This window comes from Pseudacidovorax sp. NFM-22 (genome assembly GCF_021401245.1).
Taxonomy (GTDB): Bacteria; Pseudomonadota; Gammaproteobacteria; order Burkholderiales; family Burkholderiaceae_C; genus Xenophilus.
In genome coordinates this window covers 73,104-85,272 of sequence record NZ_JACBFY010000014.1, presented here as the reverse complement: position 1 = coordinate 85,272, position 12,169 = coordinate 73,104, and the positions used below count along the sequence as shown (strand labels likewise).

Annotated in this window: 14 protein-coding genes and 1 pseudogene; 3 read left to right on the top strand and 12 right to left on the bottom strand. The window is 66.5% G+C overall.

Translation table 11 applies throughout. The features are described 5' to 3' along the window. Together L0984_RS29670 and rpoH are read left to right on the top strand one after the other, a co-directional pair. Nucleotides 1-938 (top strand): annotated as a pseudogene (locus L0984_RS29670) (hypothetical protein); the annotation flags it as partial. 269 nt (nucleotides 939-1,207) lie between these two features. Beyond that, nucleotides 1,208-2,143 carry an RNA polymerase sigma factor RpoH gene (gene rpoH, locus L0984_RS29665; RefSeq protein ID WP_017761728.1) on the top strand — a complete coding sequence of 312 codons (936 nt, stop codon included), beginning with the start codon at nucleotides 1,208-1,210 and terminating at the stop codon, nucleotides 2,141-2,143. A 108-nt stretch (nucleotides 2,144-2,251) separates the two neighbouring features. Here the strand turns inward: rpoH and L0984_RS29660 are convergent, their stop codons facing one another. From L0984_RS29660 to L0984_RS29640, 5 genes are read right to left on the bottom strand one after another with little or no spacing between them, the layout of a single operon-like run. Further along, on the bottom strand, nucleotides 2,252-2,884 hold the full coding sequence (locus L0984_RS29660) for an SCO family protein (RefSeq protein WP_370646232.1): 633 nt from the start codon (nucleotides 2,882-2,884) through the stop codon (nucleotides 2,252-2,254). Between the two features lie 8 nt (nucleotides 2,885-2,892). Further along, a complete protein-coding gene (cyoE, locus tag L0984_RS29655) occupies nucleotides 2,893-3,798 on the bottom strand; it encodes a heme o synthase (protein WP_234197996.1) in 906 nt (301 codons plus the stop codon). Continuing rightward, nucleotides 3,795-4,988, bottom strand: a complete 1,194-nt coding sequence (locus L0984_RS29650; RefSeq protein ID WP_370646233.1) for a COX15/CtaA family protein — start codon at nucleotides 4,986-4,988, stop codon at nucleotides 3,795-3,797. Before L0984_RS29650 ends, cyoE begins: the two co-directional genes overlap by 4 nt. Before the next feature lie 5 nt (nucleotides 4,989-4,993). After that, nucleotides 4,994-5,713: a hypothetical protein gene (locus L0984_RS29645; RefSeq protein WP_234197995.1), complete on the bottom strand. Its 720-nt coding sequence runs from the start codon at nucleotides 5,711-5,713 to the stop codon at nucleotides 4,994-4,996. Further along, on the bottom strand, nucleotides 5,667-6,473 hold the full coding sequence (locus tag L0984_RS29640) for an SURF1 family protein (protein ID WP_017761733.1): 807 nt from the start codon (nucleotides 6,471-6,473) through the stop codon (nucleotides 5,667-5,669). Before L0984_RS29640 ends, L0984_RS29645 begins: the two co-directional genes overlap by 47 nt. A gap of 50 nt (nucleotides 6,474-6,523) precedes the next feature. Between L0984_RS29640 and L0984_RS29635 the strand changes: the two genes are divergently transcribed. After that, nucleotides 6,524-6,745, top strand: coding sequence for a twin transmembrane helix small protein (locus L0984_RS29635; RefSeq protein WP_017761734.1), 222 nt, complete (start codon nucleotides 6,524-6,526; stop codon nucleotides 6,743-6,745). A 93-nt stretch (nucleotides 6,746-6,838) separates the two neighbouring features. On the opposite strand, the gene L0984_RS29630 is transcribed toward L0984_RS29635, so the two are convergent. The 7 genes from L0984_RS29630 to L0984_RS29600 form a co-directional block, all read right to left on the bottom strand. Beyond that, nucleotides 6,839-7,720 (bottom strand): cytochrome c oxidase subunit 3, encoded by an 882-nt coding sequence (locus L0984_RS29630; protein WP_017761735.1) that lies wholly within the window; start codon nucleotides 7,718-7,720, stop codon nucleotides 6,839-6,841. Nucleotides 7,721-7,775: 55 nt separating this feature from the next. After that, complete coding sequence (locus tag L0984_RS29625) at nucleotides 7,776-7,994, bottom strand: DUF2970 domain-containing protein (RefSeq protein ID WP_234197994.1); 219 nt, start codon at nucleotides 7,992-7,994, stop codon at nucleotides 7,776-7,778. Beyond that, nucleotides 7,991-8,614 carry a cytochrome c oxidase assembly protein gene (locus L0984_RS29620; protein ID WP_234197993.1) on the bottom strand — a complete coding sequence of 208 codons (624 nt, stop codon included), beginning with the start codon at nucleotides 8,612-8,614 and terminating at the stop codon, nucleotides 7,991-7,993. The genes L0984_RS29625 and L0984_RS29620 overlap by 4 nt, the downstream gene beginning before the upstream one ends. Nucleotides 8,615-8,623: 9 nt before the next feature. After that, the gene (locus L0984_RS29615; protein ID WP_017761738.1) at nucleotides 8,624-8,734 is read right to left on the bottom strand and encodes a cytochrome oxidase small assembly protein; all 111 of its coding nucleotides are present in this window, start codon (nucleotides 8,732-8,734) and stop codon (nucleotides 8,624-8,626) included. A gap of 25 nt (nucleotides 8,735-8,759) precedes the next feature. Beyond that, nucleotides 8,760-10,394 (bottom strand): cytochrome c oxidase subunit I, encoded by a 1,635-nt coding sequence (ctaD, locus tag L0984_RS29610; RefSeq protein ID WP_234197992.1) that lies wholly within the window; start codon nucleotides 10,392-10,394, stop codon nucleotides 8,760-8,762. Nucleotides 10,395-10,442: 48 nt separating this feature from the next. Further along, the gene (coxB, locus tag L0984_RS29605) at nucleotides 10,443-11,612 is read right to left on the bottom strand and encodes a cytochrome c oxidase subunit II (RefSeq protein ID WP_234197991.1); all 1,170 of its coding nucleotides are present in this window, start codon (nucleotides 11,610-11,612) and stop codon (nucleotides 10,443-10,445) included. A 66-nt stretch (nucleotides 11,613-11,678) separates the two neighbouring features. Next, on the bottom strand, nucleotides 11,679-12,155 hold the full coding sequence (locus L0984_RS29600; RefSeq protein WP_043112312.1) for a DUF2244 domain-containing protein: 477 nt from the start codon (nucleotides 12,153-12,155) through the stop codon (nucleotides 11,679-11,681). Between the last annotated feature and the right edge of the window lie 14 nt (nucleotides 12,156-12,169).

The following is a 12,169-nucleotide window of genomic DNA, read 5'->3' as shown; positions in this document are numbered from 1 at the left end:
ACACGCTGGCGCCGGTCACCGGCCTGGTGGACAACGTCGGCGGCACGGTCAGCGGTGCGCTGTCGCCGCTGCTGGGCGACAGCTTCACGGCCAACGATCCGAACGTGCTGGACCCCGTGGATGACGTAGTGGGTACCGCCACCGGCGCGGTGGACGGCCTGGTCTCGCCGCTGACCGAAGGGCTGCTGGGCTCGAACGTCGTGCACGACGTCCTCTCCGGCGTGACGCAGCAGGTGGACTACGTGACCGACGGCGTGGCGAACATCACCGATGGTGCGCTCGGCGGCGATCTGCTGGGCGGCGTGCTCGGCAGCGACGGTCTGCTGGGTGGGCTGACCGGTGGCGATCTCCTGGGTGGCCTGCTCGACACCGCGGCCGGCGATGGCGGCCTGCTGGGCGGCGTGACCGGCGGCGAGCTCCTGGGGGGCGATCTGCTGGGGAATGTGCTGGGCGACGATGGCCTGCTGGGTGGTATCGCCAGCGGCAACCTGACGGGCGGCGACGCCATCGGCGGCCTGCTCGGCGACGACGGCATCGTCGGTGGCCTGCTGGACACCGTCGCAGGCGCCGACGGCGTGCTGGGCAACGTCACGGGCGGGGATCTGCTGGACAGCGTCCTGGGTGGGAACGGGCCGGTCGGTGGTGCGCTGAGCGGGGCCACCGGCGCCAATGACCTGCTGGACAGCGTTCTGGGCGACAACGGCGCGCTGGCTGGCGTGCTCGATACCGTCGCCGGAGACAGCGGGCTACTGGGTGGCGGGCTCGCCGGCTCTGCAGGGGGCCTGCTTTCCGGTGACGGCGCGGTCGGCGGGCTGCTGGGCAGCTTGGTCGGCACCGTCGCGGGCGCCACGGAGCCGGTGTCCAGCGGTACGGGCACAGGTGCGGCGAACAGCCCCGTCGGCGCCGTGTCGGGCCTGCTCCACAACCTGCTGGGTTGAGCCGGAAAGGCGCTGCGTTCCGCCCCGGCGGGAACGCAGCGCCACCGGCCAGGCTCCAACCCAGCCAGTCGGTGCTCTCCTTGGGCGAAGCGGAGTTCATGGACTCCACCAAGGTGGGTTCAACCCCAGCGCAGGACACGCCGGCGCCTCGGCGGCGTCCACGTCCTACCAATAAAAACTATCGACTGTGCGGGAATGATGGGAACTCACCCGGGCGTTAGCACTCCAACCTCCCGAGTGCTAATATCCTCAAACAAGGAGTAACCCTGATGTCCAACCTGTCTGCTGTGTCTTCGCAGTCGCTGGCCGTTGCCAACCCGTGGGCGATGGTGCCCCCGCTGGGCAACCTGGACGCCTACATCTCGGCGGCTAATCGCCTGCCCCTGCTCTCCCAGGAAGAAGAGCGCAACTTCGCACGCCGTCTGCGCGACGAAGGCGACCTGCAGGCCGCCGGTGCGCTGATCCTGTCGCACCTGCGCCTGGTGATCTCGATTTCCCGCCAATACCTGGGTTATGGCCTGCCGCACGGCGACCTGATCCAGGAAGGCAACATCGGCCTGATGAAGGCCGTCCGCCGCTTCGATCCCGACCAGGGCGTACGGCTGGTGAGCTACGCGATCCACTGGATCAAGGCCGAGATTCACGAGTACATCCTCAAGAACTGGCGCATGGTGAAGGTGGCGACCACCAAGGCCCAGCGCAAGCTGTTCTTCAACTTGCGGTCGCTGAAGCAGGGTTTCAAGGCCGAGGCGGTCGATGCCGACACGCACCGCGAGACGCTGAACAGCGAGGAGATCGGCCTCGTGGCCGAGCACCTGAACGTCAAGCGCGAGGAAGTCGTGGAGATGGAGACGCGCCTGTCCGGCGGCGACGTGATGCTGGACCCGACGCCTTCGGACGGTGACGACGAGGCCTTCGGCCCCATCGCCTATCTGGCCGACGCCACGCAGGAGCCGACGGCGCAGCTCGAGTCGCGTCAGCGCGATCGTCTGTCCACCGACGGCATTGCGACCGCGCTGGAGACGCTGGACCCGCGCAGCCGCCGCATCGTGGAAGAGCGCTGGCTCAAGGTGAACGACGACGGCTCCGGCGGCATGACGCTGCATGAGCTGGCGGCCGATTACGGCGTGTCGGCCGAGCGCATCCGCCAGATCGAGTCGGCGGCGATGAAGAAGATGAAGAAGGCCCTCGCCGAATACGCCTGAGCTTCGCAGTGCGCTACCAATGAAACCCGGCCGAGGCCGGGTTTTTCATTGGGCGTTCGCCATCCGGCCCACCTTGCGCGCGGATGGCGCACCCATCCACGGTCTGGCTCAGCTCGACGCCAGCAGCGTCTTGAGGTCCGAGGCCATCGCATCGGTGCCCAGGCCGTAGCGGGCGTACAGACGCAGCCGGCCTTGCGGGTCGTAAACGAAGCTCGCGGCCGAATGGTCCATCGAATAGCTGGTGGGCGTCTTGCCTTCCACCTTCTTGTAGTAGACCTTGAAGTCCTTGGCCAGCGCAGGCAGTTGCTCCGTCGTGGGGATCAGCGCCAGAAAGCTGGGGTCGAAGGCGGTCATGTAGGCCTTCATCACCTCGGCCGTGTCGCGCTCCGGATCGACGGTGACGAAGAGCACCTGCACGCGCTGGCCATCGGCGCCCAGCTTCTCGCGCACCTGGAGCATCTCGCTCATGGTGGTGGGGCACACGTCGGGACACTGCGCGTAGCCGAAGAAGAGCACCACCGCCTTGCCCTTGAAGTCCGCCATGGTGCGCTCGCGGCCGTTCATGTCGGTCAGGCGGAAGTCCTTGGCATAGTCGGCACCGGTGATGTCCACGGCCTGGAAGCTGGGCTTGGGATCAGTGCAGGCACCCAGCGCCACGGCAGCGCAGCCGGCGCCCAGCAGTTGCAGCGCGCGGCGCCGGCCCGGCAACGTATGCGCGAGCGTCGAGGAAGGCAGAGGCAATCGGTCGGTCATAGGACGTAGTGGTCCACCAGCAATGCTGCGAACAGCACGCTCAGATGGATGAGCGAGAAGCGGAAGGTCTTGCGCGCCAGCTGGTCGGAATAGCGACGCCACAGGGCGTAGGCATAGCCGCAGAAGCCAACGCTCACCGCAATGGCGGCCAGCAGGTAGAGCCAGCCGCTCATGCGGTAGATGAAGGGCATCAGGCAGGCCGCGAACAGGATCAGCGTGTAGAGCAGGATCTGCAGCCGCGTGTATTCGTTGCCGTGCGTCACCGGCAGCATCGGCAGGCCGGCGCGGCGGTAGTCCTCCACCCGGTAGAGCGCGAGCGCCCAGAAGTGCGGCGGCGTCCACAGGAAGATGATGAGGAACAGGATCAGCGCCTCCGGGTCGACGCTGCCCGTCATGGCGGCCCAGCCCAGCACCGGCGGCATCGCGCCGGAAGCACCGCCGATCACGATGTTCTGCGGCGTGAGCGGCTTGAGCACCACGGTGTAGACCACGGCATAGCCCACGAAGGTGGCGAAGGTGAGCCACATCGTCAGCGGGTTGACCGCGAACCAGAGGATGGCCGAGCCGAGCGCACAGAGCGCTGCAGAGAACAGAAGCGCCTGCCGGTCGGAGAGTTCACCCCGGGCCGTCGGCCGCCAGGCCGTGCGCTTCATGCGGGCGTCGATGCCCTTCTCGACCAGGCAGTTGAAGGCCGCGGCCGCACCGGCGACCAGCCAGATGCCAAGGCAGGCCTCGGCCATGCGCAGCAGCTCGGCCAACGTCGGCACCTCGGGCACGGCCAGCACCATGCCGATCAGGGCGCAGAACACGATCAGCTGCACCACGCGCGGCTTGGTGAGCGCGTAGAACTGCCGCCACACGCTGGTGGCCGGCAGCTGGGCGGGATGGGCCGGCGCGCTCACGGTCGCGCCTCCTGCGGACCGAAGGCCGGACGCCGCGTCGGTGCCTGCGGCAGGCCGCCCAGTTGCACACGGCTCTCGCACAGCGCCCAGGTCATCACCGTGGCCAGCGCGGCGGCGCCGCCGGTGTGGAGCACGGCCGCAGCCAGCGGCCAGCCCAGCAGCACGTTGCCGAGACCGGTGGCCAGTTGCAGCAGAGCAAGGCCCCCGAGCCAGCGGGCCTGGGTGCGCAATGCGGGAACATGACGAAGCTTGAGGAAGAGCACGATGAGAACGGCAAAGACCGCGTAGGCCATCAGTCGGTGTGTGTAGTGGATGGCCGTGAGCGAGGCGAATTCGATGGGCGCCCCGGCGGTATCCATGCCGAGGTGGCGCCAGGGCTGAAAGCCCTGGGCGAAATTCATGGCGGGCCACCAGCTGCCCTGGCACTTCGGGAATTCGGTGCAGGCGAGCACCGCATAGTTGGTGCTGACCCAGCCGCCGAGTGCGATCTGCACGACCAGCAGGCCCATGCCCAGCCACAGCCATCCGCGCATCGACGATGAGACGACGGCAGGCCGCCGGGCCGCAGCCGCCTGCTGGTAGCGCACGGCCTGGATGCACAACAGCATCAGCAGCACGATGGCGCCCATCAGGTGAAGCGTGACGATGGCCGGGAACAGCTTCCACGTGACGGTGAAGGCACCGAACGCGCCCTGCAGGCACACCCACACCAGCGTGGCCGCCGGCCACAGGGGACTGAGAACCTGCGGCTCACCGCCCGGGTGAAGCCGCTGCTGCCGCCGCGCCCACCAGGTCGCCAGTGCCAGCGTGACGATCAGCGCACCGACGCCCGTGGCCAGGTAGCGGTGGACCATCTCGATCCAGGCCTTGGCATGCGTGACGGGGCCCGTCGGCTGCGCCGACTGCGCCATGGCGATCTCATGACGCGCGCCCAGCGGGCTGGCATTGCCGTAGCAACCCGGCCAGTCGGGGCAGCCCAACCCGGAATCGGTGAGGCGCGTGAAGGCGCCGAACAGCGTGAGGTCGAAGGTGAGGAAGAGCGTCAGCACCGTGAGCGCATGCAGGCGGCGCGCCGCACCCGCGCCGGCGTTGCGTCGCCACACCCACAGCACCGGGCCGAGCGCCAGCAGCGCACCGCCCAGCAGAAGCAGCGCGACGGGTTCGAAGTCATAGAGGGCCTGCGTCTGCACGTCGATCACCGCCCCGGCTGGTCCCACGAACTCGACGCACGCAGCAGGCGGTCGAGGTCGCGCTTGGCCTTGGCCGCGCCCTTGAGGTCCATGCGGGCGGGAAAGCGCATCATCCAGTTGCCCATCGGGTCCACCACGTACAGGTGCTCGCCCAGCGATGCGCCCGAGGCCGGCGCGAGCCACCCGGCCAGCGAATCTGCAGGCACGCGCAGCACCGTCGCACCGTCGAGCGCCGCCTTCAGCCGCTGGGGAATGGGCGCATCGTCGGACACCAGCCAGACCCGATCCACGCGGTCCTTCTCGCGGCCGAGTGTCTCGCGTAACTGGCGCTGCAGGTAAAGCTGCTGCTCGCACAGCTCGTTGCACGCGCCGCCAGCCACCGCCACCAGCAGCCACTGGCCCTTGAGCTGGGCGAGCGGCTGCGAGGTGCCATCGGCCGTGCGGACGTCGATCGGCGGAAGCGGCCGCTGCGGATCGATCAGCTCGCCGAACACGCTGCGGCTCTGCGGCCGGATCACGTAATAGGTGAAGTAGGAGGCGATCACTGGTGCCGCACAGCACAGCAGCACCAGCGTCATCTGCCAACGGCCCCGCTTGCGCTGCCGGCCGGCGTCGGCGCCCATGCCCAACGCCTCGCCCGGCGAGGGCATGGAATGAACGGTCAGGCCCAGGGGCTCGTCAGCGAGAGCGGCGACGGCGGGGCGCGATGAGTTGGAACCAGACATAGAGGATGACCACCAGGGCGGCGAGCCCGAACCACTGGAAGGCGTAGCCGTAGTGCTTTTCGATGCCCAGCGCCGGCGCCGGCCACTCGCGCAGCAGGCCTTCGGAGGCGGGGCCGACCTGCTGCAGCGAAAAGTCGGTGCGCAGTGGCAGCCCGGTCTCGTTGCGGAAAGTCTCCAGGTCCAGATTCTGCCGGATGCGGGCGTGTGCCACGTCCGCAGGCTTTTCGGTTCCGGGCTGGGCGGCCGACGCGGGCTGGGCGGGCGGATCGGCGCCCAATTGCAGCAGCTTGGCGGGAGGCAGTTCGATGCGGGCCTCGATGTCCACCAGGCCGGCGGGTGTGTCGATCGGCGGCAGTTGCGTGCGGTCCGAGAAGTTGCGCGGGACCCAGCCGCGCTGGACCATCAACGTCTGCGTGGTGCCCTCCAGCGCGAGGGGCGTGAGCACGTAGAAGCCGGGCTGCCCGTGCATCTGGCGGTTGTCGAGGAAGACCGTCTGCGTCGGCAGCCAGAGCCCTCGCAAGCGCACCTTGCGATGGAGCTCGGTGGTGGGCTGCTCCACCGCGAGGAAGTCCTCCATCGCCAAGGCGGGATACGCCTGCTGCGTCTCGATGCTGGCCTGAAGTGCCTCCTTCTGCGCAGCACGGGAGAGCTGCCAGCGGCCCAGGGCGACCGCTGTTGCGGCAACCAGGAGTGCCGCCAGCGTGATGATCCAGAAACGCACGGCAGGGTGCGCGCGCGACGAGGAAGAGGAAACCCGCATCCGGTCACGCATGGCAATGAACGCGGCCGGGGCCGCACATAATCGAACTCATGAAATATCTCGTGGCCCTGGGCTTCGTGGGCATCCTGGGCAGCCTGGCATGGGCGCTGTACCACATGCTCACCGGCGGACGCGACGGCAAGTCCAGGCCGGGTGGCATGGCTCGCGCGCTGACCGTTCGGATCGGGTTGTCGGTGGTTTTGTTCCTGTGCCTGCTGCTCGCCTGGAAGCTCGGCTACATCCAGCCGACGGGCTTGCCGGCCGGACGCTGAGTCCTCAGCGGACGACAACAAAAAAGCGCCTTGCGGCGCTTTTGTGCTTTCTGGGCCTCGATCATAGCGAGGCCCCTTCGGCAGCCTTGTCGGTCAAAGCCAATAGACGAGCACGTACAGGCCGAGCCAGACCACGTCCACGAAGTGCCAGTACCACGCAGCGCCCTCGAAGCCGAAGTGGCGCTCCGGCGTGAAGTGCCCCTTCATCAGGCGCAGCGTGATGAACAGCAGCATCAGCATGCCGACGAACACATGCAGGCCGTGGAAGCCGGTGAGCATGAAGAAGGTGGAGCCGTAGGCGCCCGAACTCAGCTTGAGGTTGAGTTCGGTGTAGAGGTGGTAGTACTCGTAGCCCTGAACGCCCAGGAAGATCACGCCCAGCAGCACCGTGATCCACATGAAGCGGATGGTCTGGGCACGGTGGCCGGCCCGCAGCGCATGGTGGGCGATGGTGAGTGTCACGCCCGACGACAGCAGCAGCGCCGTGTTGATGGTGGGCAGCCAGAAGGGTCCCACGGTCTGGAAGGGCTCGACGATGCCGGCGGGCGAGCCGGTGGCGCCGGCCTGCACGCTGGGCCACACGGCCCGGAAGTCGGGCCACAGAAGCGCGTTGTCCAGGCTGCCCAGGGCCGGCAGCGAGTGGGTGCGCGTCCACCACAGGGCGGTGAAGAAAGCGCCGAAGAACATCACCTCCGAGAAGATGAACCAGCTCATGCTCCAGCGGTAGGAGAGGTCGATCTTGGCGCTGTACTTGCCGGCCTCGCTCTCGCCCACCGCTTCGCGGAACCACTGGAACAGCACCACCCACCACCAGATCAGGCCGAATGCGAGCGAATAGGCGCCCCAGGCATGGTCATTGATCCACTGCCCGGCCCCAAGGATGACGAAGAACAGGCCGATGGCGGCCATCAGCGGATGACGCGATGGGCCCGGCACGAAGTAGTAAGGCGCGGTGCCGTGGGTGGTCGAACTCATGTTGCTCCTCAGGCTTGATCTCTGTCTTGTGGGTTGCAGGGGAACGGATGTCGGCTCAGGTCGAAACGGCGTACTTCACCAGCGCAAGCAGCACGGCGATGAGCACCAGCACCGCGACGAAGCCCACGGCCACGATGTGCAGCGGTGACAGGCGCGAAATGTCTTCCTGGTATTCGCTGTGCTTGCGCACGCCGAAGAAGCCCCAGGCCACCGCCTTGATGGTGCGCCACAGCGACGGCTTGGGCACCGGGCGGCCTTCTTCCGGTGCGGTCACGAGCGCGGCTCCCCGTTGCCGGCCGCCGCGGTGGGCGCGGGCGGCGTACGGCCGCCGACCTCGAAGAAGGTGTACGACAGGGTGATCGTCTTCACGTCCTTGGAGATGCGCGGATCGATCACGAAGGCCACGGGCCATTGCTTCTTCTCACCGGCGTCCAGCGTGTACTGGTTGAAGCAGAAGCATTCCAGCTTGTTGAAGTACGGCGCGGCCTGCTGCGGCGCGTAGCTGGGCACGGCCTGGGCAGCCATGCGGCGGTTCTGGACGTTCTGGAACTCGTACATCACCGTATGCAGTTCGCCAGGATGAACCTGCATCGAGCGCTGGGCGGGCGCGAAGTCCCACAGCCCGTGCGCATTGGCGTCGAACTCGACCGTGATGGTGCGCGACATGTCCACCTGCGTGTTGCCGGGCAACCTTGCCGCTGCGCCACCCTTGGCACCCCCTGGTACCTCCAGTTCAGAGCGCGCCAGCACGTTGATGCCCGTGACCTCGCAGATGGCACGGTACAGCGGCACCAGCGCATAGCCGAAGGCGAACATGCCTGCTACCACGATCGCGAGCTTGCCCACCATCTGGAGGTTCTCGCGGCGCAGGCGCCGGGCAAAGTGCAGGGCCATGGGGGATCCTCAGTGGCCCAGCCAGACCATGCGGATGATGAAGCCGATGAAGAACAGAACCGCGATGGAGGCCAGCGTCAGGCCCATGCGGCGGTTGTTCTTCTTCTGGTCGGGCGTCATGACAGGTGCGGGCACGTGTTCAGGCTCAGCCGATCACCTTGGTCGCGGTGGCGTCCAGGCGGGGCGGGTTCTCGAAGGTGTGGAATGGCGCTGGCGACGGCACTTCCCACTCCAGGCCTTCGGCGCCTTCCCAGGGCTTCTGGGGCGCAGGCTCGCCCTTGCCACGCATGGCGGGCAGCACGACGAAGAGGAAGAAATACACCTGCGCCAGGCCGAACGCAAAGGCACCGACCGACGCGATGGCGTTGAAGTCGGCGAACTGCATCGGATAGTCGGCGTAGCGACGCGGCATGCCTGCCAGACCCAGGAAGTGCATCGGGAAGAAGGTGACGTTGAACGAGATCAGCGACCACCAGAAGTGCAGCTTGCCCCGGGCCTCGTCGTACATCACGCCCGTCCACTTGGGCAGCCAGTAGTACACGCCGGCGAACATGGCGTAGAGCGAGCCGGCCACCAGCACGTAGTGGAAGTGGGCCACCACGTAATAGGTGTCCTGCAGCTGGATGTCGATGGGCGCCACCGCCAGGATCAGCCCGGTGAAGCCGCCCATGGTGAACACGAAGATGAAGCCCACGGCGAACAGCATCGGCGTCTCGAAGGTCATCGAGCCCTGCCACATGGTCGCGATCCAGTTGAAGATCTTCACGGCCGTCGGCACCGCGATCAGCATGGTCGCGTACATGAAGAACAGCTGGCCCGTCACCGGCATGCCCGTGGTGAACATGTGATGCGCCCACACGATGAAGGACAGGATGGCGATCGAGCTGGTGGCGTACACCATCGAGGCATAACCGAACAACTTCTTGCGCGCGAAGGCCGGCACGATCTGGCTGATGATGCCGAAGGCCGGCAGGATCATGATGTAGACCTCGGGGTGGCCGAAGAACCAGAAGATGTGCTGGTACATCACCGGGTCGCCGCCACCGGCGGGGTTGAAGAAGTGCGTGCCGAAGTGCCGGTCGGTCAGCGTCATGGTGATGGCGCCGGCCAGCACGGGCATCACGGCGATCAGCAGGTAGGCGGTGATCAGCCAGGTCCAGCAGAACATCGGCATCTTCATCAGCGTCATGCCCGGGGCGCGCATGTTGAGGATGGTCACGATGATGTTGATCGAGCCCATGATGGACGAGGCACCCAGGATGTGCATCGCGAAGATGCCGGCATCCATGGAGGGGCCCATCTGCAGCGTGAGCGGTGCATAGAGCGTCCAGCCCGCTGCCGGTGCGCCGCCCGGCAGGAAGAAGGAGCCCACGAGCATGAGGGCCGCGGGAATCATCAGCCAGAAGCTGAAGTTGTTCATCCGCGCGAAGGCCATGTCGCTGGCACCGATCTGCAGCGGGATCATCCAGTTCGCGAAGCCCACGAAGGCCGGCATGATGGCGCCAAACACCATGATGATGCCGTGCATGGTGGTGAACTGGTTGAACAGCTCAGGGTTCACCAGTTGCAGGCCGGGCTGGAACAGCTCGGCGCGGATCAGCAGCGCAAGGATGCCGCCGATCATCAGCATGGTGAAGGAGAACAGCAGGTACAGCGTGCCGATGTCCTTGTGGTTGGTCGCGAACATCCAGCGGCGCCAGCCGTGCGGATGGTCGTGGTGTTCGTCGTGCACATCGCCACCGTGGGCGGCGTGGCCGTGCGGGTCGAGGACTGCGCTCATGTCGTTATTCCTTGGCTGACTCTCGGAGGGACTGCAATGGCGCCGGCATCACTTGCCGCGCTGTGCCAGCACCTCGGCCGGCTGCACGAGTTGGCCCGTCTTGTTGGACCAGCTGTTCTTGGTATAGGAGATGACTGCCGCGATGTCGGTGTCGGACAGTTGCTTCCACGACGGCATGGCGCCGTTGTTCTGGCCGTTCAGCAGCACATGGATCTGCTTGGTGTGGTCGGCGTCGAGCACCACGGCTGCGCCGTCGAGCGGCTTGATGGGGCCAGCGCCCTTGCCGTTGGCCTGGTGGCAGGCCGCGCAGTTGGCCGCATACACGCGTTCGCCGCGGGCCAGGATGTCGGGCAGCGTCCAGACCTTGTTGGGGTCGTCCTGCTTGGCGGCGGCTTCCTTCTTCTTGGTGTCGACCCAGGCGGTGTAGTCGGCAGCGGACAGAACCTTGACGTGGATCGGCATGTACGCATGCTCCTTTCCACACAATTCCTGGCATTGACCATAGAAATCGCCAGTTCGCTCGGCGCGGAACCAGGTGTCGCGCACGAAGCCGGGAATCGCGTCCTGCTTGATGCCGAACTGCGGCACCGCAAAGGCGTGGATCACGTCGTTGGCCGTGGTGATGATGCGGATCTTCTGCTTCTCGGGCACCACCAGCGGGTTGTCGACCTTGAGCAGGTAGTCGTCGGGCACATCGCCCTTGGCACCAGCGTCGGACAGGGCACGGTGCGAGCTGTCGAGCGTGGAGATGAAGGACAGGCCCTCGCCCTCCCCCTTGATGTAGTCGTAGCCCCACTTCCACTGGTAGCCGGTGACCTTGATCGTGAGGTCGGCATTGGTGGTGTCCTTCTGCGCCACCAGGATCTTGGTGGCAGGCAGGGCCATCAGGATCACGATGATGAAGGGGACGATGGTCCACACCACCTCCACCACCACGGATTCATGGAAGTTGGCCGCCTTGTGGCCCACGGACTTCCGGTGCTTCCAGATGGAATAGAACATCACCGAGAAGACACCGACGAAGATCACGAAGCACAGCAGCAACAGCACGTTGTGCAGGAAGTGCTGCTCCTCCGAGATGCGTGTCGCCCCCACCGGAAGGTTGAGCTGGCGCACCATCGGGCCGCCCGGCAGATCCTCGACTGCATGCGCGGCGCCACTGAACGCCACGCCGGCCGCCAGCATCCATCTTGCCGGCACGGTCCAAATGCTCTTCATCGTGTTCACTTTTTTCAGACCTTCAAACAATCCACCGTCTCCACCATCCACCAGCGCCGCGCGAAGCTAGGCTTCGCGCAATGCGCTGCGGATCTCCCGTGCCAGTGCAGCCCGAAGCTCGGGGCGCACATAGCGCCCCACACAGACCGAACGCCCCTGCGCGGACACCTCGATCAGCGAGCGGTCGCTCGCCTGGGGCTCTACGCGCACCTGGTGCCGAAGAAATTCAGCCCGCTCGACGCTGCCGCCATGCTCGTGCTCGATCACGAGCCGACCGTCCTGCAGCGCGATGCGCTCGCCGTCCGTCGCATGCCGGGCATAGAACATGAAAGCCAGACCCACCGCCGCAAGCTCCAGCCAGGCGAATGGCAACACGAGCTTGGCGCCCTGCAGCCAGAAGACACCGGCGATCCCGAGAGACACCACGCACAGCGACGCATAGGCCCACCCGAGCTGGCTGGGTGTGATCGAGCAATTGCGCCGCAGGAACCAGTGAATGCTCTGGCCCGAAACAGTGGCGAAGCGAAACACGGGATTCGGCACGGGCGGGAGGGGCT